At 60.7% G+C, this 16545-nt stretch carries 25 protein-coding genes and 1 pseudogene; 14 read left to right on the top strand and 12 right to left on the bottom strand.

The window, feature by feature from the left end; all coding sequences use genetic code 11:
• Positions 1-110 precede the first annotated feature (110 nt).
• Both B4393_RS21760 and B4393_RS28130 read left to right on the top strand, forming a co-directional pair.
• Positions 111-872 carry a TnsA-like heteromeric transposase endonuclease subunit gene (locus B4393_RS21760; RefSeq protein WP_236743210.1) on the top strand — a complete coding sequence of 254 codons (762 nt, stop codon included), beginning with the start codon at positions 111-113 and terminating at the stop codon, positions 870-872.
• Positions 812-1036, top strand: a pseudogene (locus B4393_RS28130) (integrase); the annotation flags it as partial. The gene B4393_RS21760 and the pseudogene B4393_RS28130, both read left to right, overlap by 61 nt.
• Positions 1037-1162: 126 nt before the next feature.
• Here the strand turns inward: B4393_RS28130 and B4393_RS21750 are convergent.
• From B4393_RS21750 to B4393_RS21740, 3 genes are all read right to left on the bottom strand, one after another.
• Positions 1163-1708 (bottom strand): helix-turn-helix transcriptional regulator, encoded by a 546-nt coding sequence (locus B4393_RS21750; protein WP_078335861.1) that lies wholly within the window; start codon positions 1706-1708, stop codon positions 1163-1165.
• Positions 1709-1775: 67 nt separating this feature from the next.
• On the bottom strand, positions 1776-2168 hold the full coding sequence (locus tag B4393_RS21745) for a PIN domain-containing protein (protein WP_236743209.1): 393 nt from the start codon (positions 2166-2168) through the stop codon (positions 1776-1778).
• Positions 2153-2401 carry a type II toxin-antitoxin system Phd/YefM family antitoxin gene (locus tag B4393_RS21740; protein ID WP_078335860.1) on the bottom strand — a complete coding sequence of 83 codons (249 nt, stop codon included), beginning with the start codon at positions 2399-2401 and terminating at the stop codon, positions 2153-2155. The genes B4393_RS21745 and B4393_RS21740 overlap by 16 nt, the downstream gene beginning before the upstream one ends.
• Positions 2402-2477: 76 nt before the next feature.
• Between B4393_RS21740 and B4393_RS21735 the strand changes: the two genes are divergently transcribed.
• Complete coding sequence (locus B4393_RS21735) at positions 2478-2867, top strand: hypothetical protein (RefSeq protein ID WP_133052566.1); 390 nt, start codon at positions 2478-2480, stop codon at positions 2865-2867.
• Positions 2868-3384: 517 nt separating this feature from the next.
• On the opposite strand, the gene B4393_RS21730 is transcribed toward B4393_RS21735, so the two are convergent.
• Positions 3385-3711 carry a hypothetical protein gene (locus tag B4393_RS21730; protein WP_078335858.1) on the bottom strand — a complete coding sequence of 109 codons (327 nt, stop codon included), beginning with the start codon at positions 3709-3711 and terminating at the stop codon, positions 3385-3387.
• A gap of 536 nt (positions 3712-4247) precedes the next feature.
• Here B4393_RS21730 and B4393_RS21725 point away from each other — a divergent pair.
• Complete coding sequence (locus B4393_RS21725; RefSeq protein WP_078335857.1) at positions 4248-4490, top strand: hypothetical protein; 243 nt, start codon at positions 4248-4250, stop codon at positions 4488-4490.
• A 51-nt stretch (positions 4491-4541) separates the two neighbouring features.
• Here the strand turns inward: B4393_RS21725 and B4393_RS21720 are convergent, their stop codons facing one another.
• The 7 genes from B4393_RS21720 to B4393_RS21690 form a co-directional block, all read right to left on the bottom strand.
• Complete coding sequence (locus B4393_RS21720; protein WP_078335856.1) at positions 4542-4919, bottom strand: hypothetical protein; 378 nt, start codon at positions 4917-4919, stop codon at positions 4542-4544.
• 67 nt (positions 4920-4986) lie between these two features.
• Positions 4987-5634, bottom strand: a complete 648-nt coding sequence (locus tag B4393_RS21715) for a hypothetical protein (RefSeq protein WP_078335855.1) — start codon at positions 5632-5634, stop codon at positions 4987-4989.
• A 209-nt stretch (positions 5635-5843) separates the two neighbouring features.
• The gene (locus B4393_RS21710; protein ID WP_078335854.1) at positions 5844-6626 is read right to left on the bottom strand and encodes a hypothetical protein; all 783 of its coding nucleotides are present in this window, start codon (positions 6624-6626) and stop codon (positions 5844-5846) included.
• Position 6627: 1 nt separating this feature from the next.
• A complete protein-coding gene (locus B4393_RS21705; protein ID WP_078335853.1) occupies positions 6628-7401 on the bottom strand; it encodes a hypothetical protein in 774 nt (257 codons plus the stop codon).
• Positions 7402-7449: 48 nt separating this feature from the next.
• Positions 7450-8433, bottom strand: coding sequence for a hypothetical protein (locus B4393_RS21700; RefSeq protein ID WP_133052568.1), 984 nt, complete (start codon positions 8431-8433; stop codon positions 7450-7452).
• 30 nt (positions 8434-8463) lie between these two features.
• Entirely contained in the window at positions 8464-9159 is a 696-nt protein-coding gene (locus B4393_RS21695; RefSeq protein WP_133052569.1) for a hypothetical protein, read from the bottom strand.
• 211 nt (positions 9160-9370) lie between these two features.
• Positions 9371-10471: a hypothetical protein gene (locus B4393_RS21690; RefSeq protein ID WP_078335850.1), complete on the bottom strand. Its 1101-nt coding sequence runs from the start codon at positions 10469-10471 to the stop codon at positions 9371-9373.
• 276 nt (positions 10472-10747) lie between these two features.
• Between B4393_RS21690 and B4393_RS21685 the strand changes: the two genes are divergently transcribed.
• Positions 10748-12037: a hypothetical protein gene (locus tag B4393_RS21685; RefSeq protein ID WP_133052570.1), complete on the top strand. Its 1290-nt coding sequence runs from the start codon at positions 10748-10750 to the stop codon at positions 12035-12037.
• Between the two features lie 365 nt (positions 12038-12402).
• On the opposite strand, the gene B4393_RS21675 is transcribed toward B4393_RS21685, so the two are convergent.
• A complete protein-coding gene (locus tag B4393_RS21675; RefSeq protein ID WP_157901307.1) occupies positions 12403-12636 on the bottom strand; it encodes a helix-turn-helix domain-containing protein in 234 nt (77 codons plus the stop codon).
• 252 nt (positions 12637-12888) lie between these two features.
• Here B4393_RS21675 and B4393_RS21670 point away from each other — a divergent pair, with 252 nt between their 5' ends.
• The 9 genes from B4393_RS21670 (at position 12889) to B4393_RS21635 (ending at position 16524) form a co-directional block, all read left to right on the top strand.
• Entirely contained in the window at positions 12889-13458 is a 570-nt protein-coding gene (locus B4393_RS21670) for a hypothetical protein (RefSeq protein WP_078335846.1), read from the top strand.
• A 397-nt stretch (positions 13459-13855) separates the two neighbouring features.
• A complete protein-coding gene (locus B4393_RS21665; protein WP_078335845.1) occupies positions 13856-14098 on the top strand; it encodes a redoxin NrdH in 243 nt (80 codons plus the stop codon).
• Complete coding sequence (locus B4393_RS21660) at positions 14095-14412, top strand: CysS/YqeB C-terminal domain-containing protein (protein WP_078335844.1); 318 nt, start codon at positions 14095-14097, stop codon at positions 14410-14412. The genes B4393_RS21665 and B4393_RS21660 overlap by 4 nt, the downstream gene beginning before the upstream one ends.
• Complete coding sequence (locus B4393_RS21655; protein WP_133052571.1) at positions 14409-14735, top strand: hypothetical protein; 327 nt, start codon at positions 14409-14411, stop codon at positions 14733-14735. The genes B4393_RS21660 and B4393_RS21655 overlap by 4 nt, the downstream gene beginning before the upstream one ends.
• Positions 14732-14935 carry a hypothetical protein gene (locus B4393_RS21650; protein ID WP_078335842.1) on the top strand — a complete coding sequence of 68 codons (204 nt, stop codon included), beginning with the start codon at positions 14732-14734 and terminating at the stop codon, positions 14933-14935. Before B4393_RS21655 ends, B4393_RS21650 begins: the two co-directional genes overlap by 4 nt.
• Before the next feature lie 23 nt (positions 14936-14958).
• Positions 14959-15306, top strand: a complete 348-nt coding sequence (locus B4393_RS21645) for a hypothetical protein (protein ID WP_078335841.1) — start codon at positions 14959-14961, stop codon at positions 15304-15306.
• A gap of 5 nt (positions 15307-15311) precedes the next feature.
• Positions 15312-15464, top strand: coding sequence for a hypothetical protein (locus tag B4393_RS27620; protein WP_157901306.1), 153 nt, complete (start codon positions 15312-15314; stop codon positions 15462-15464).
• Positions 15461-16114 (top strand): hypothetical protein, encoded by a 654-nt coding sequence (locus B4393_RS21640; RefSeq protein ID WP_078335840.1) that lies wholly within the window; start codon positions 15461-15463, stop codon positions 16112-16114. Before B4393_RS27620 ends, B4393_RS21640 begins: the two co-directional genes overlap by 4 nt.
• A complete protein-coding gene (locus B4393_RS21635; protein ID WP_078335839.1) occupies positions 16111-16524 on the top strand; it encodes a hypothetical protein in 414 nt (137 codons plus the stop codon). Before B4393_RS21640 ends, B4393_RS21635 begins: the two co-directional genes overlap by 4 nt.
• The last annotated feature ends 21 nt before the right edge of the window (positions 16525-16545 follow it).

Raw genomic sequence — 16545 nt, 5'->3', positions numbered from 1 at the left:
TCTGTCGCAACCGCGTGTCGTTCTCATTTGATCTGTCGTACGGCTCTTAGCATTTGGGTGTGCAAGCGTCTCGGGCGCTGGTTGCGCCGCGGATTGCTAGTGACGTTGACGTGGAGTTCGTCGCCGATGGTCAACGCCACAGAGTACCGCTGGTTGAGTGCGCGATGCTCAGATTTGATTTGGATTGCTCACCTGCCCGCATCTTCCCGAATTTTAGAGGTCAAAGCAACTACCCAGGCCTGTGGTGGTTTGCTACGACTGGCCAGCATGTAGGTCATGAATCCTGGCTGGAGCGTGATCATCTGATGCTGCTCGATGCTGATCCGCACGTTGTGGGTGTGGCGTCGCAGCCGTTTCGGCTGCATTGGCCTGGTGGCACTCACCATGTCCCGGACTACTTTGCTAGATATGCCGATGGCGGTGTGACGGTTCTTGACGTGCGCGATGATAAGCGCATCACTGAGGATGATCAGCTCAAGTTTGATCTGTCGGAAATTGCTTGTCGCACAGTGGGTTGGGGTTATCGCCGGATAGGTGTGCCTGATCAGGTGTTGGTGGCGAACATTCGGTGGCTATCGGGGTATCGACACCCCCGTGTGTGCCGCGAGGATGTGGCGGAGTCGTTGCTCGCGGTGTTCGCCGAACCGGCGCGGCTATTGTCTGGCGCTCAAATCGTCGGTGATCGGATGCATGTGCTGCCGGTGCTGTTTCATTTGTTGTGGCACAGGCAGTTGTCGGGCCGATTTGGCTGGCGCGTTGCTATCGGAGTCGGCGGTGGTCGGCCCTGCCGGATGGTGGACGCAGTCGGGCCGAAACTGAGTTGTCGACGGGCACGGTGCGCCGCATGCAGCGCAAGACCGCACGGGCGTTGAAGGCTCAGTACGGTGATGAGGCACCGCCAATGCCCTCGAAGGCAACATTTTATCGTCTGGTGGGCAGATTATCTGCGGGCAAGCACACGTTCGGGTCAGCCCGCACGCGCAGGTCGTTGGCCAAGCAGCCAGACAAACCGTTCGGGACGTTGACAGCAATGAGAAGATAGCCGCTGCGGCTCGTCACGATGAGCTGCCCGAGTGGTCCGACCCGGATGAGTTCGCGGGCATCGGGATTCGCGATCTGATTCAACGGCTGCGCGCCGGTCAGCACAGATCTCCCTGGCGGGTTACTGGGTGAGTAGCCAGTGGTTGAGTCGTTGCAGAACCGCCCGAGCGGGAAGGTATCCGGGGTCCCCGGTGCCATGGTGGGTGCGGAACCATGCGTTGACGCTGCCCCAGTCCCAAACACTGCTGTGTCCGGTGCTGCCGAACGGGGCGGGGAAGCCGCCGGGCCCGCGGCTGCCCGCGATGTATTGGCGGACCGTCTGGCGGGCGCAGTTGATCCGGGCGGCGATATCGCCGGTGCCCACCAGGTCGTAGTCGAACGCTTGAACCGGGAATCCCGCTGCTGCAGCTTCGGCGGCGGCCTGTTTGGCGGCCGTCGTGAAGGAGTCTTCTTCGGTGGCGTGCAGGAAGATCGTCAAGATCATCTGGCCGGCAATGTAAGCGGCGAATCCGTCAGCCCGACAGCCGTATTCGGCCACCGCATCGAACCTATCAGCGCAAACATCAAGCACGAGATGCGCCGGGGCCAACTTCGCCGGATCCGAACCGGCGGACTCGATACCGGGAATCTCGGGGCGGCGTTCGCCATCGAGAACCGTGTTCACCACTTGCTGACCACCTTCAAGAATTGGGCTAAGACCGATCATAGGCTGTGATACCTGCTCTGATCACGGGTTACACCGCGACAACGTCGAGCAGATCGTCCAGGCCGCGTAAGTCGTCGGCGTTGCGGGTGTAGAGGCGGGCCGAGTGTGCATGAGCGGTCGCGGCGATGAGCAGATCCATCGATCGCGGGCGGACCTGGCGGCCCGCCTCCACGACCGCCGCAGCGATCTGGCCGTAGCTCGCGGCCACTGCCTCATCGAGCGGCAAGGCGTCGAAGCTGCGTTGCAGCACCAGCAGGCGGCGCAGGCGTTCGGCCCGCACAGAGCGTTCTTTGGCGACCAGAACCCCGAAATGCAGTTCAGCCAATGTCACGGCGCTGATCGCCAACTCGCCTTCCATAGGCTCGATGTCGGTGGCGATGACCACGCTGGTGTCCAGCAGCGCCCTCACCGGCCCGTCCACGGGTCGCGCACGTCATGGGCAATCTCGTCACGGTCGGTGCCCCAGGCCGGGTCTGGCGGCCCGGCGAACAGCTCAACGATCTCGTGCCAGGATCGCCAGGCTCGCGGTGTCGCGGGCACCAGACGCGCCCCGGGCCTACCGGCCACGGTGATCGTAATCTCCTCACCCTCTTCCACGCGGCGGACCAGATCCGATGCGTTTTGCCGCAATTCACGCAATCCCACACTCTCCATGCTCCCATCATAGCACATGTGCTACACTGTGAGTGTTGGATCGCCCTGCGCGCAAATCTGAATGGAGACATTGGATATGAGCAACGACATACCTGAATCGATCATGTCGGTCCATTACATGCTGCCGAAGTATCCCCCTGGCCGATCCATGTATGCACTCTGCGCCGGGTGTGAGTGGACTGACATCTTCCCGTCGCAGAATGACGCCCGAAAAAGCCACGCGGCCCACGTCATAGATGTCCTCAACGCCAACGACATCACCGTTGTAGAGATGCCAGGCCGATCAGAGTTCGAGGCGGTGGGCATTACGTTCGGGAGCGGCGCCGACAGTGAATGCTGGACGCCGTGGATCGATGACAATGGCGTGACGTTTGGCGTAGAGGAAGCTCGCGAACATGCCGCTGCGCTGCTCGGCGCAGCTAGCGCAGCCGAGCGGGAACGATCAGAACACGTTGCCGCAAGCTGACAAGTCCGGCAACGGTATGACCATGGGATGCCCGAACACGAGGAAGGCGTGACGATGACTCAACCGGCTATGGCACGAGGAGTTCGGGCTCGACGCTGGCGCAGCACCGTTGATCCAAGCGTAATGATCACTGACTACCGGTGTGGATACATTGAGGCAGTATCCATCCGGTTGGGTTGCCCCCCAGCGTTTATCGCCGCAGCCGACCAAGCCACTGATGGCACCTGGACAGTGAGGACTAGCCCAGCCGTCGATCACGGAATCTGCACAACAGGGCACCCCGATTGCGCGACGGCAGTAACTCACCTCGAAGAGATCTCCGCTCAGTACGCGGATCGTGTGATCGAAATCGAAGTTCAACTGCGCGACATGGAAACAAAGATCCAACGATGGGCCGAACAGAATCCAGCACCACCAACTCAAGGCGACTCGCCCTGGGAGTTCGAGGTGCGCCTAGATGGCCTTGTCGAGTAACCAATGTCGTGGAACACCACACTCATCGAGCCCCGGCTCGCTACTAGCTGTCTTGCGGTGGTGAGGCAAAACCTGAGCGCACCATTTCTTCCAGGACACGCTGGACCGATTCAGCATCCCGGCCGGTGATAGCTGCGATGTCCTCGGCGGGCCACGGTCCGCCGCCATGGCGTTCAACCAGGCGCCGAATCGCCCGCATCGTCACCAGATCATCGGCTGACCGCACGATATCCTCAGCCTCGCGAGCCTTGTCGGTCGCGCCCGGATCGTCCTGGGCGATGAACTCAGCGCGGGCCCAGGTGACCAGCTCAGATAGCTGAGCCATCGCCTGCGCGAACTGCTCGTCGTCCTCGGGGTCAACCTTACCCACGGCTCCATCATCCCCCCGGGCGCAAGCCCTCGATTCCCGATGGGGCGCTCAGACGGCACCCACGATCCAGCCGGGTGGTGAATTTTCAGCCGTCGATATCTGATCAATTTTCAGTTGCCGTTGACAGGCATCGACCTTTTGACCGTGCTCCGTGACGCCATGGACGACACCCCCGAACTGTCTCGGCGCCACCGCGCTCGCCGCTGGTGCGCGCTCCACCGCAATACCGCCGGATTGCACGGAACCTTCTGGTATCTCCAAGACATAAAAGCTAGTGACGTTGGCGACGCGAGCCCGGTCGAGTGGACTTACGACAGATCAAATGAGAACCACTGGCCATCAGCGGTGAAATGAGTTCTCACTTAATCTGTCGCAACCCTGTTCAGTAGCGACTTTTGCCGAATAATCTGCGACAGGTCGGACATACGTTATGTCAACTCGATTCTGTTTCTCACTTATCTTGTTCCGCGCAGGTCAGAGGCCCGCAACGGAACAAGTTGGGTGAGAACGCGGGCTGTTCCTGGTAGGAATGCCGGATGGACTTCTCATCGAACGGGTACGGGTTCTTCTTTGAGATCGACACCATGCGGCTGCTGTACGGCAAGTACACCCACGTCGCGCAGATCACCCGGGTCCTTGACGATGTGAATCGCCGGGAAGTTCCCCTCGCGCAGGTGACGTGCAAGACCAACGAGATCTACGGCACCAGCGAGCAAGACGCGTGGAATCAGGCCGCCAAGATCGCCCGAGAATGGGCCGAGGCTCAACCCCGGTACTAGCCCCTCGCTCGCCAAAACCCCTCGCCCGGGCTGCATTTCGTCAGTGACGAATCAGGCTATGGGTGATTCATCGTCCGGTGGCCACGAATCCTCGCGTCCATCGCGCACCTGCCGGGTGTGCATGTTGCTCAGCCGCCAGGACTCCTTCTGCGCTACTTGCCACGACTGGTGCTCCGAGCGGTATTCGCGTCCGTCGGCATCACGTACCGTCAACAGATACGGCGGCTCTGCGTCGATGCCGGTGGCGTCGATCAGGTACTCGCGGCCTAGCCAGCGCTGGCGCGTGTGCACGCCGCCGTCCTCGTCGTAGAACACCACGTCGGCCCACGGTCCGTTGGGGTCGGGGTTGAGCACCGCCCACAGCTTGCGCAGGAAACGTCGCCAACCGGGCAATCCCTCGGCGCCGTCGGCGGGTGGTGTAGCACTCACCCCATCATCATCACTCGCAGCGACTCAATCCGTGGAGTGATGGCGAGAATCGTTCCGTACGAACGCGTTATGGCTGACCAGGTGTTGCAGAGCCTTGGGTGCCGCTCAGCGCCGAGTTGAAGAATTGGACCGCTTCGCGGTGCCGTTGCACATATTGCGTCGAGTCGTTCCCGTTCCACTGGCTTTGCGCGTTGCTCCAGCCCTGCATCAGCATGGGTGACGCCGTCGCGCTGGCCGCGTAGTAGAACTTGTATTCGGCGGCCACGTCTCGTGGACCACCGGGCACCGCGGCGATCATGGCGCCGGTCGCGCCGTAGATCCAGACCGAGGCCCCCATGTTATTGCTCTCGATTTCGAGGGTGTCAAATGGCGGCGGCAACTTGGTGTCATCGTAGAAATGGCCTGCAGCTATCCACCCTGCAGGTGTTGGCAGGTCAGCGCGAGCAGGGTGGATCTCGGCGACAACGGTTTCGCCGTCGAGGATCTCGATTAGATCGGCTCTGCCGCTGAGGATCTCCACGAGCCAACCGTGTAGTCGCTGCGGTTCCGTGTAGTCAAAACTTTTGCCAGTCATGATTCCCCCGAATCTGTGAGGTCGTTCGATCTCGACAGTGCCGACTCTACTTGGGCGCCCCGTCTTGCCGCCTAGCGACGCGCGGGGCAGCCGTTCCATGCGCTTTGCACCGCCCATCGGGAACGCGGCCGTCTTCGGCATGGTTGCGCCAGATGTAGCGCCGCCCGATCCCGTCGAAGTCAATGATCGCGTATCCCCGACGCGGCTCGGCGCACGTCAATCCCACGATCGTCCCCTCTCGTTGAACATTGCGGCGGCGGGTACCGTCACTATCTGGGCATTCGGCGAATCGAATCGAAATACGTTCGCCAACAACGAGTTGCTTCGGTGTTTTCATCGCGTTTCCCTAGTTAGTGGTCGCTGACCACGAGTTTGACCGGCGGTTCGGTTCGTAGCGATATGGACAGGTACTCCAGGGCTTCGGGTACGTTCTCTTTGGGTAGAGACCCGCCGAGTTGGAGGGCGCCGTCGTAGGCCCACCGGACGGTTAGCGCCGTGGTTTCATCGTCCAACTCGATGCGCGCCGCGGCGCTTTCGGCTGAGCAGATGAAGTGTGACGCAAGCTGGTCACGATGCTCATCGGAGCACATCGCCACGAAGTCCAGCGCGCCCAGCATCAAGCGGTACGACCAGTACCCAGCTTTCACTCCGTGGGTTGCGAGCCACGCTCTGATGAAAACGAGGTCGTCTATCAAGGGTCCGAGCAGTTCCCGGTTGGTCCCCAGTGGACACTCAGCGCCATACGCACGCTTTCTCTCAGATTCTGGCAGTGCGTTGAATAGCGGGCCGTGGAGCTGATCCATACGGGTTACGGTGGTCCGGATCTGGCTCGTGTGCTTCCTGAACGTCGCTGACCGGCAGGCTCGGTCGGCGGTCACCGGCGCAAGATCCAATGGCGGTAGTAACCCAATGGTGTTGTCGAGTAGAGGCAGGACGCAGTTCACGGCCCGCACTGCGATTTGTGGTGCACCCACCAATGCCCAATGCAGGGCAGCAGCAGGCCGTTTCCAGTTGACCGCCTCGCTGCCGAGGTCCTGCGGCACCGCGTACCTCAGTGCTGCTGCGATGCGCACTGGCGAGTCTGGACCGCCGCGCGCGGTCTCCTCTATGTCGAGCGTGGCCATCGGTTTCATTTCACAATCCTCTTGGAAGCCAGGGATTTTCAGGGCTGTACTCAGTCATTAGGCCATCGACTACCGCATCGCCGTTGTCGGGCCTCACGATCTTCCATGTGTCCTGCGCACAGCTTCGACCGTCGCCGTGTGGCGTCCGGCTGACCTGTAGTGAGAGGTAACTTCCGTCAGGAAGTCGCATCCATACATCAGGGATGTCTTCCTCGGAAACATCGTGGTACCAACCCCATTCAGTGACTCTCTCCAGCAACTCGGTCAAGCCCTCACGGTCTTCGAAGTAGCCAGTGCGCGCCCTATATGCGACGAAGAATTCGCTAGGGCCTTGCTCGCATTTGATATTGCTTTCGGATTTTTCGAGAGAGTTTCGGCCGAACAGACCGCTGTGTAGTTTCGTACTGATGTCTCGGACCGACCACACAAACAGCGCGAAAATTACTGTGCTAGAGGTGAAAAGAAGAGTAGCCATGGACATTGAAAGCAGTCCGTAACCCCAAGCAGCTATCCAGTCCCAGGTCCCGGCCTGCGACCCTATGCTCGGAGGTACCGGCAGTTTCAAAGTAGCGAACAGAACGCCTATCAAGAGCCCGCAGTCGGTGATGACAGTTACCGCAAGTACCCGTTCGCCCGCCTTCTGGCGCTCGTTGGTGCGCGCATATGTCCGGACCTGTCCAAGCAGCAACACTAGGCTCACCACGGTAGCCACAAGGAGTAGCAGAGCAAAGGCATAGGGCGGCAGCGTAATTAGAAGCATTTGATACGGATTGTGTGTGGACATTGGCAACGCCTCTGCCTTCCAGTAACTAGTCGGTCGGTGGGGGGTGCGCTACAAACTCAGTTCGGGCCCTCGTTGTTCACGGCCCTGCTGTTGGCGTGGCGTACGTGCTTCCGTCTCCATGTGGCGTGCGTCTTCAGTCAGGGTTTCTCGGCGGGCGATCTCGTTTCGCGCCGCCTGTTGCAGACAGGTTCCGGCGCCGGTCGATCCGGCTAGCGCCTGCACGTATTCATCCGAGCGCATCCCTAGCCGTAACTCCTGGAGGTTCCGCCGCACTTGCTGTGCCGTCAGGGAGGCTTCGGCCTTGTGTGCGCGGAACTCTTCTTGGACCTCCTTGACGGTGCTTTCGACCAGTTCGAGGGCACGACGGTTTAGGCTCCAGCCGAAGTCGTCGGGGAACTGTTCTGTTGGACCGTCGTTGCTGAAATCGGAGCTGTCGAGCTGTGGTTCAACACGTTTGACAATCTCGTCGTACTGGCGCCGTATCCGCTCGATTCCCGCTGGTGAGTTGTGGCGCCGGTGGTTTGGATTGCGGGCCAGCCCAGGAAAGCCGCCAGCCGCTTCGATGTCACCTGCTATATGGCTAAGAACGCTGGAGCGCACGGCTTGTTCAGGGGTATGTCTGTAGACGTTGGTGTCGATTTCGTCGGGTGCGTCATACCGATAATTCGGGTCGTCGTATTTCGAGAGAACCGGCTTCTCCATCCCCCGCCGCAGATCTTCGATCAGGCAGGCCGCTTGGAACGTTGTGCGCAGGCCATAACGTTCCCTTTCCTCGAAATGCTCGTCGCGCAGCGTATTGCTGACCAGCTCGACAATCGATTCATACTCGCGCTCAAGGGAATCCAAGTCATCGTAGATCTCGTGCATAGGATGGTCGCGGTCTGCCCGGACCGCATCGAACCCACCCGAGTACATGACCTCCGGCGCAGTCTGCATGAATACCTCGTGCCGGATAGCTTGGGCGCGGGTGAATGTCTTGGAGGCCGAACTGTTCATCGGCGGCTGGCTGTTCCAGGGGTCTTCGTCAGTCATCGGATTCACGAACCTTTCGTCGTGCCTCTGCTATGTGGTCAGTGCCAGTTGGCGGCGTTGTTCGATAGCCCTGATGCCCTTGGTGGTGAGCTTTTCCGGGATTACCACGCCGATGCTGTCGAGTAGTTCGAGTGCTTTGGCATGCGCGGAGGCTGCCTCTGCGGCCGATGCCGCAGGGTCCATGGCCTGAGCCAGTAACTTGCGGGCCTGGTCGAGCTTGCGCCTCTCCCCCATGGCCAGATGTTTGTCACCGCTGACGACGCCGATACGCGCCTTACGGCGCGCGTTCTCGTCGGCGATACCGAAGGCGTGCCACGCTTCCTGTGCTGCTTTCAAGAAGTTCGCGATGTGTTGGTCGTCGGTCGGTATGGTCTCTGTGAGCAAGGACTGTGCTTCCCCGTACGCGGTATAGAACCGCGCGGTGGCCGGTTCGTTCACATCGGCCAGCAGTGGCCTGTCGAAGTAGGCGGCCTCAGGCTTGTTCTCGAATTCCATCTCGAACGCGATCAACGCATCCGACGCGGCATTGAGCGCCTTGACTCCTTGGGTCCATCGCTGCACCTGGTCTCTGCGCTTTGCCGCAGCACGTGAACGAGCCCGTCCGATCCTCCAGAGCGTGAATCCGGCCAGCGCAATACCCAGAACCGCCAGCGCGCCCAGTCCGACATGCGCCCAGGAGATCGGGTCGGCGGCAGGCCCGCCCCTGTGAGGGCGATCGGTGAGCACCGGCAGCGGTTCCTGCGATGGGATCGGCTCATCCGTTAAGATCGGAATCGGCTCTGTCCGAGTCAGTTTCGTACCCCAAATCGTATCCGAGGCCGATCGCATTGCTCTTGGCCACGTGAGCAGGGCGACGGTAGCCATCACCATCACCGCCGTCCACCCCATCATTTTTGCGAGTGCTGACCCCACCGCCGCGTCCCTTCTCTTCCGATGACTAGAGGCTCATATCGGAGCCGACAAGGCTCCGATCCTTTGTCCGGCTATGCGCTTCCTGCTCACGTGCACGGATCGCATCCTCGGCGGCATGGTCCTCTGCCGACAGTGCTTCACGTCGCGCGAGTTCGTTACGTGCCGCCTCCTGCAGGGTTGCACCGGTGCCCGCCGCTGCAGCCAACGCGGACAAGTAGGCACCCGGGCGCATTCCGAGACGCTGATCGACAAGGAATCGCCGGATCTCGTCGTTGGCGGGCCGTGCCGACGCCTGCGTACGGTTCGCGGCAACGGGACTGTTCGCGACGTTGATCCTGAGCTGTCCTTCGGGAATCGCCGGAATCCTGGCTGGACCTTCCATGCGCGTTCGCTGTTCGGCTGCCAGTTCAGCGGGCGTGAGCTTGCGAACCGAAGTGGCGATCTGTTTCAGCTCGTAAATGGCGAAAGCTCTTAGGCCCCAGCCGTATTCCATGTCGTGGTAATACGCATCGTTGCTGAACGTGCGTTCGGCACGTTCCACGATCGAGTCATACTGCTGGCGTACTTTGGCCAGTCCCTCGGACGAATTGTGGCGGCGGTGGTTTGGATTGCGGGCCACCCCCGGGAATCCACCGGCTCCGGCGATATCTGGGGCGATCTCGTGCAGCACATCGAATCGCAGTGCCTGTGCACGGGTTTCGATGTAGACCGAGGGATCGAGTTCGTGCGGGTGGTGCGGGTTCAGTTCGTCGGGATTACTACGGTCAAAGCCGGGATCATCGCGATAGTGCAGGATCGGCTTGGTTTCCCGAACTGCCCTGACATGGCGGTCAATGACCTCGTGCGCCTCCGCGGTCAGCAGAACCCCGTGCTGCGGGTCGATCTCGTAGTACGTCGAGGTGAGTTCATCCAACGATCGGCTCACGATTGTCTCGTAGTCGCGCTCCAGTGGGCCGAGATCGTCGTACACCTGATGAATGGGGTGAGCCGGATCAGCGCGCACCGCCTCGAATCCACCGGCCAGCCGCACTGTCGGCTCAACCTGCGTCCAGACCATGTTGCGTACTGCCTGGTCATACGTCGCTACGTACTCGACCGGCTCGCTGATCCAAGGGTCGTTAGACATGCCGCAGTTCCGCTCTGGAGGCCCACGACGTAAGCAGTGAACTCATCGGCCACTCTCCCTACCTGCTGTATCGCCATCACCACTTGCGGCATATGCGACAGGTGACACAATACATAAACAGTTAAGTGTTGTACAGATGTGTCGCGTAGACGGCGCGCACTGCACTGGCCGAATATCTGTGATTGGTTGACATTCGCACGGAATCGATACATATTTACAGCTATGTAGAGCTATCCAATGGTGTCCCACCCGCTGTTGACCAGATGGTTTCAGGACGTGCGTGAACACGTGCTGGGCGCATCTCAGCTGGCGATCTCCTCAGTTCCGGGTGCTCCGAGCCAGCCCCAGGTCAGCCGGGCAGAATCTGATCCCGACTTCCCGCTCACGCAGGATTTATTGCGCCGCCTGGGCTCCGCGTATCACGCGCTGGCGCCCAACAAGTTCTCTGAACAGGCCCCGAGCCTGGTCGAGGCCAAAGCGGCTGCCTTCGCCGCAGCTGAGCCGCCCGTGGACGATCGAGAGCGCCAGGATGCACTGTGGGTAGCCGCCCGCGCCAACCGCGGCAACCAGATCGTGCTGGGGATTGATCTCGCCACCGACGAAATAGTCACCGGAACGTCCCTGCGGCTGGCTCAACCGATGGACATCATCCGCGGGCAGACCGAGTTCACCGATCACACCGACATGTATATGGCCCAAGCTGCTGGTGACGCCTGCGCCGAATTCGATGAACACGTAATCCGAATCGCGGCCTGGTTCAAAGGAGTAACGATCGTGGAAGACACGGCTCCTGCGCTGGATGCGATGATCGTCTACTGGATCCGCCGCGCCGAAAACCATCATCTGACCACGTCGGTGCACCGTGACATCACCAAACGAATCGACCCCATTGCGGGCATACGCACCCTGCCACAGGCTCGCGCCGCTGCGAGCGAGCTACGACCCCGCCGACACGCTGACCCCACTCCGACCACTACGGATCATGTAGCCTGGATTTTGTTGCTCGCCAACATGATCGGGGCCCGCGACGGGATAAGCCCGATCGAAGCGTGGGAGAAGTATCGCCACGACAAGGACCTCGGCGTATGGGTGGCCCTCTTCGATAAGCTCGACCCAAGCCTCACGGCAAGGCTTCCGAGCCTTCTTGAAATCATCGCTACCGCTAAGCCGATGCTCAATCCGTGGTGCCACGAATCACCTACGGATGGCTGGGATATCAGCTGGACACAGGACGCCGAAGGCAACCCGATATGGGACGTGAGCCCACCGGATGACCGGGCTCGGATAGTCCCCGCCGCAGGCGATCTGATCGTGACTAAGCCTGGCCGCGAAGACCTTTCGATCATCGAATCCGTGTTACGCCGCCAGCAGATCCCAATTGCCACAATCGACCCGGCCTCCGCCGTACCCGCGCGTGATCGCCACCTACGATTCTGTGGTATCAGCCTTAACTCCGTCGCCGACACCGCGCCGTACGCGTGGGCACCAACCGGCCTCAAGAACTCGTCCTACGGCCTTTTGCGAAATGAGACCACCAAGCAATGGCGAGCGGCCCAACTGTTCTAACCTCCATGGCAGGCCCGAGTAGATTCGACCGCCGTGTACGTCGTGAAGCGAAAGGTGACCATGACAGCCTCGTTGAAGCTGAAGACGCGTATCGCTAATGTGTTGGCGGGCGCGGGGATAGCGCCGACGGACGAGCTGATCTCGGCTCTCGCATCTGTCGTCTATTGCCGCATAGAGACGGTAGCCGACTTGGAAGCACTCGCCGAAAAATCGGTTGTACGGGCCGGGTCTAAGATATTCGAACTCACAAGCAGGACAAGGGATTTCGGCCTATGGCACAGCGGAGGTCGCGCCTATTATGCCGAGAATATCCCCTTGCCCGCCGACCTGATCTGGTCCCCGCAGGTCCGGTGACTGCAGAGGGGTTATTTCTTGATGGCCCCGAACAGGGCCGATGGGTGGATGTCGAGGGCATCGGCGATCGCGAAGGCGTTATCGACCGAGATGTTGCGGCTCCCTGATTCCACCGCCAGGTAGAACTCTCGGGTCAAGCCAGCCTTGCCTGCGATGTCAGCCTGCGACTTGCCCAGTTCGGTTCGCCGCTGACGCATCGCGCCACCAAGCTCCTGGCGGCGCCTCTTGGTCAGTGCCTCACTCACAAACCGAACTATATCGGCATCCTTGTCGGCTTCCGTGCACGTCGAGCCCTCCTTGTCCAGCGCCCTAGTCCTCGGGCTAGCGCGCACACCACCAGTCCCCTTGTCTCCGTGTATTACTCGGCGCATCGACTGTGCCTCACCTTCCGTCTATTCGGAGATTCTCAGTTGCCGCCCGTGCTAGATATGTGTACTATAATTAACATATCGGCGGTGGGCAAGCCCTTCAACCAGGGCCAGGAGAAGGAGTCTTAGATGAGGATCGACACCCAATGGGTTGCATATGACGAGGACCGCGGGATCATGACCCGCCAGGACAGCGCAGAGGCGGTGATCGCCTGGCTTGAGGAGTTCACGGGTGGCGCAGTTCATCGCAAGCGCCACTACGACTGCGAGGTCTATCAGTATTTCGTCGGCCCTGCCGCCGACGATTGGGACATCTACCTGGTCTTCCCACCCGGCGAGGATCTGGACGCCTACGGGTTCTACCTGGACAGCGCCGACCTCGGTACTGGCCGTTGGGCAAAGGGCCAACGCTGGTACGCCTGGTCCGTCGATGAAGAGGGCGAATTCGACCCGTGTGTGGCTGCCATCCGGCCCGGCCGCGCCGAGATCCTACAATGGTGCCTCAATCAGACGAGCCTTCCCGTAACGGCCGCCGACGTGATCACTCAGGACGACGGTCCTCTCCTCTCGGTCAGCATTCCGCGCAGATTCCCTGTCGATAACTCTATCGAGATGTTCGATTACCAGCTATTCCGTGGAGACGCCGTACCGGAAGGTGTGGACCTATCCTCCAGGGAACTTTTAACAGGCTTTCTGTGAGTGGCTGGAGGCTCCTGTCATTGCATAGTAGAAGTAATTCGCCGAATTACAGAGCCGTATGCATTGCGGAGTTCTGATGGGACACACAAACAACGAATCCACGGCCAGTGAGCCACTCGCTTGCATACCGGCGAGAATGCCTGAGTATGGCGATAGACTGCGGTTATGTGTTTCTTGAGTTGATTTGAGGCATCGAAGAGAGGGTGTTGCCATTTCGGCGGTAATCGCAGTTTAAGCCGTGCCGGAATGGAAAATAGGAGCAATCAGATAGCGATGATCGACACGCCTATTTACCAAATCGTTACCTTTATTTCTCGAAAAGGTCTAGCTAATACAATTGAGTCAATATAGAATAGAGGAAAGCGAGCGAGACCAATTCGATAAAAGGACTCCCAACATGATTACTGTCTACACCAAGCCCGCCTGTGTCCAGTGCAACGCGACGTACAAGGCTCTCGATAAGCAGGGCATCGAGTACAACCTCGTGGACATCACCGAGGTGCCCGAAGCCCGCGACTACGTGATGAGTCTTGGCTACCTGCAGGCCCCCGTAGTGGTGGCCGGTGAGGACCACTGGTCGGGCTTCCGGCCCGATCGCATCAAGGCACTCGCCAATCAGGAAATGGCGGTGTCCGCATGAACGCAATGAAGCAGCTGGAGAAACTACTCCAGCGCCGCGAAACAGCCGAGCAGAAGCGAGATCTCGCCGAAGCCCTCCAACTAGACGATCAGCTCGAAGACCTAGGACTCGCCGCCGACGATCGCATCACCTGCTACAGCTGCCAAGCCTGGTCCGACCACGCCCACGACCCGCTCACAGGCCGCCGCATGACGTGGGACGAATACCGGGCCTACCAACAGGAGGTCGCCTCCTGCAGAGCCGCTGCCCTCAGTATCGCAGCACCGAATATTGACCTTGAGGCACTTAACCAGGCAACGGCGGTGTCGGCATGAATGCAGTAGCAGCCTTTTGGGAGCCGAAAGTGCAATGGGCAATCAAGGGCGACCGCACCCCAGAAGGTGCGCACAGTCTGCGTATCGCAGGCGAGCACTACACCGCACGTCCCGGCATCAACACCGGCCCCTCCTCGCTGGGCTTCGACGGTGCTGTCCGTAGATGGCGCGACAGCACAGGCGCCGAGTATTTCTCCAACGATGTGATGTGCCAGGGCGCCATTCCCTCGGCGCTGCAAGACATGCTGCCAGACAACGCGGAATGGGTAGACGCTCCGGTCGGAGTCGTCGTGCGGGCTCACGCAGCGCAGGTGAACTCGTGAACATCACTGAACTCAAGCCCGGGACAAGAGTGGCCCACGAGGACCGATCCGAGCCCGGCAGTGTCGAGGCCACCGGAAAGGCGTGGACACCCAATGACCTGACCGGCACCGCGCCGGACAAGGGAATGGTGCGCGTCCGGTGGGACGACAACTTGCATCTGTATTGGGAGTACATCAACGAACTGTTCCCCGCCGACTGACCAGAAGTGAAAGGACCAACGACATGAGCTTCATCGCCGCCATTACCGATCCGTTGGCCACGCTGACAGCGCCGCTGTGGAAATCGCTGGAATGGGATACCGCTCACGACGCGTACAAAGCCGCTGAGACGCATGTACGCAACGCTGCGCCTAACGACCAGATCATCCATAAAGGCGCAGGCGTCTACGAGATCTGGGGCGAGCTAGACGGCTCCCCATCCCACGTCGGAACTCTTGTGATCGAGCCAGACACCGACGAGCCACGCGAACACCCCAACGAGTGGTTGGCCCGGATGCTCGACATGCACCCGCCGCGCCGCCCATGGTGGCGACGGATACTGCCCTACCTATGCGGCTACCGGCGGGGATAGCCGACATGTCCGCCGCGGCCTACCTGCTTCCACTCGTCGCCATCGCGATGGTGCTCGCAGCGTTATGGATCACCCAGGAACTCGAACGGTTCCTGACCAGGCTCGCGGTGGCCCATCCTGAATACGAAGCCCGCTACGACGAAAAGCACCCGCGATGAGCGACCCAGCCAGCGATCACAGTCCCAACGATCAGGTTGACGTGAACCTGTCTGGCCACATCCGCGCCGATCGCGCCGCCGAGGGCGACGGCGAAGTCCCCGCCGCCACCATCCAGCGACGCTGGAGCCCAGAGACACAGTTCATCGGCGCATTGATGTGGCTCACCGCAGCCCGGGCCAAGCCCGTACTTGACCTTGTTCTCGACAGCGATATCGAAGACCCACTCAACGCTTGGGCCATCCAGAGCATCCGGAAACTCGTGCGGCAAGGCGAAACCCCTAACCCCGCCCTTGTGATCAGAGCAGCGATCAACCCGGCGAGCGACTCGCAATGGAGCCCCGCCGACACAGCCACCCCCGGTCACCGCTACCACCGGTTCACCCTGCACATCTTCAACGCCTACGAGCACGCCCTGCCCGGCGCATCTACCACGGTCCTGTCGTACGCCCGTGAGGTGCTCGATGACTCCTATCGGCGTGCCTTCCGGGTCAACGGAACCCGCATGATCGGCCTCGCCGATGCCATGGCCGATCGCGAAGACCTCACCGATTTCGCCACCGAACTGCGCACCGAGCTGGCCGCCATATGGCGGCGCACCGAGCAGCTCAACCGGCTTATCAACACAGCCAAGGAGACACCCCCGTCATGAGCCGATCACTGCACGACCGAGAACCACACCGATCTCCCAGGATCATTCGCGACGAGACCCTTGGCACCCAGATCCACTGGGAAGCCCCACGACTGTCGGACTACCGCACCGCTGCCGACCCGGCCGCGATCTTCACCCAGTACCTCAACCGGCTGGTGTTCAACGCCGACGACTCGGCGATCCTCACCAAAGCCCAAATCCCACTGCTGGTCGATGACCTGTTCTGGCTACTGCGCTGGCGCGGGTACACCGTGCAGGAATACGACCAGTGCCCAGACAACTGCGGTTGCCGACTCGACGGCGAAGACGCCGCCCGCCGCGACTGCGCTTGCGGCGGCCCATGCTGCGACGGAGAAATCCGGTACCGCGACCCCGCCGCCACCATGGACGAACCTCTGCCCGGGATATGAACCGGCACCCGAACACCACTG

The organism is Mycobacteroides franklinii (assembly GCF_002013895.1).
Taxonomy (GTDB): domain Bacteria; phylum Actinomycetota; class Actinomycetes; order Mycobacteriales; family Mycobacteriaceae; genus Mycobacterium; species Mycobacterium franklinii.
This window is presented reverse-complemented; position numbering and strand designations above follow the sequence as displayed.

Excerpts from the sequence above, each read along its gene's own strand:
- B4393_RS21740 (WP_078335860.1), bottom strand. The coding sequence starts at position 2,401 with ATGGAGAGTGTGGGATTGCGTGAATTGCGGCAAAACGCATCGGATCTG.
- B4393_RS21735 (WP_133052566.1), top strand. The coding sequence starts at position 2,478 with ATGAGCAACGACATACCTGAATCGATCATGTCGGTCCATTACATGCTG.
- B4393_RS21725 (WP_078335857.1), top strand. The coding sequence starts at position 4,248 with ATGGACTTCTCATCGAACGGGTACGGGTTCTTCTTTGAGATCGACACC.
- B4393_RS21715 (WP_078335855.1), bottom strand. The coding sequence starts at position 5,634 with ATGCCGAAGACGGCCGCGTTCCCGATGGGCGGTGCAAAGCGCATGGAA.
- B4393_RS21710 (WP_078335854.1), bottom strand. The coding sequence starts at position 6,626 with ATGAAACCGATGGCCACGCTCGACATAGAGGAGACCGCGCGCGGCGGT.
- B4393_RS21705 (WP_078335853.1), bottom strand. The coding sequence starts at position 7,401 with ATGTCCACACACAATCCGTATCAAATGCTTCTAATTACGCTGCCGCCC.
- B4393_RS21700 (WP_133052568.1), bottom strand. The coding sequence starts at position 8,433 with ATGACTGACGAAGACCCCTGGAACAGCCAGCCGCCGATGAACAGTTCG.
- B4393_RS21690 (WP_078335850.1), bottom strand. The coding sequence starts at position 10,471 with ATGTCTAACGACCCTTGGATCAGCGAGCCGGTCGAGTACGTAGCGACG.
- B4393_RS21670 (WP_078335846.1), top strand. The coding sequence starts at position 12,889 with ATGAGGATCGACACCCAATGGGTTGCATATGACGAGGACCGCGGGATC.
- B4393_RS21665 (WP_078335845.1), top strand. The coding sequence starts at position 13,856 with ATGATTACTGTCTACACCAAGCCCGCCTGTGTCCAGTGCAACGCGACG.
- B4393_RS21660 (WP_078335844.1), top strand. The coding sequence starts at position 14,095 with ATGAACGCAATGAAGCAGCTGGAGAAACTACTCCAGCGCCGCGAAACA.
- B4393_RS21655 (WP_133052571.1), top strand. The coding sequence starts at position 14,409 with ATGAATGCAGTAGCAGCCTTTTGGGAGCCGAAAGTGCAATGGGCAATC.
- B4393_RS21645 (WP_078335841.1), top strand. The coding sequence starts at position 14,959 with ATGAGCTTCATCGCCGCCATTACCGATCCGTTGGCCACGCTGACAGCG.
- B4393_RS27620 (WP_157901306.1), top strand. The coding sequence starts at position 15,312 with ATGTCCGCCGCGGCCTACCTGCTTCCACTCGTCGCCATCGCGATGGTG.
- B4393_RS21640 (WP_078335840.1), top strand. The coding sequence starts at position 15,461 with ATGAGCGACCCAGCCAGCGATCACAGTCCCAACGATCAGGTTGACGTG.
- B4393_RS21635 (WP_078335839.1), top strand. The coding sequence starts at position 16,111 with ATGAGCCGATCACTGCACGACCGAGAACCACACCGATCTCCCAGGATC.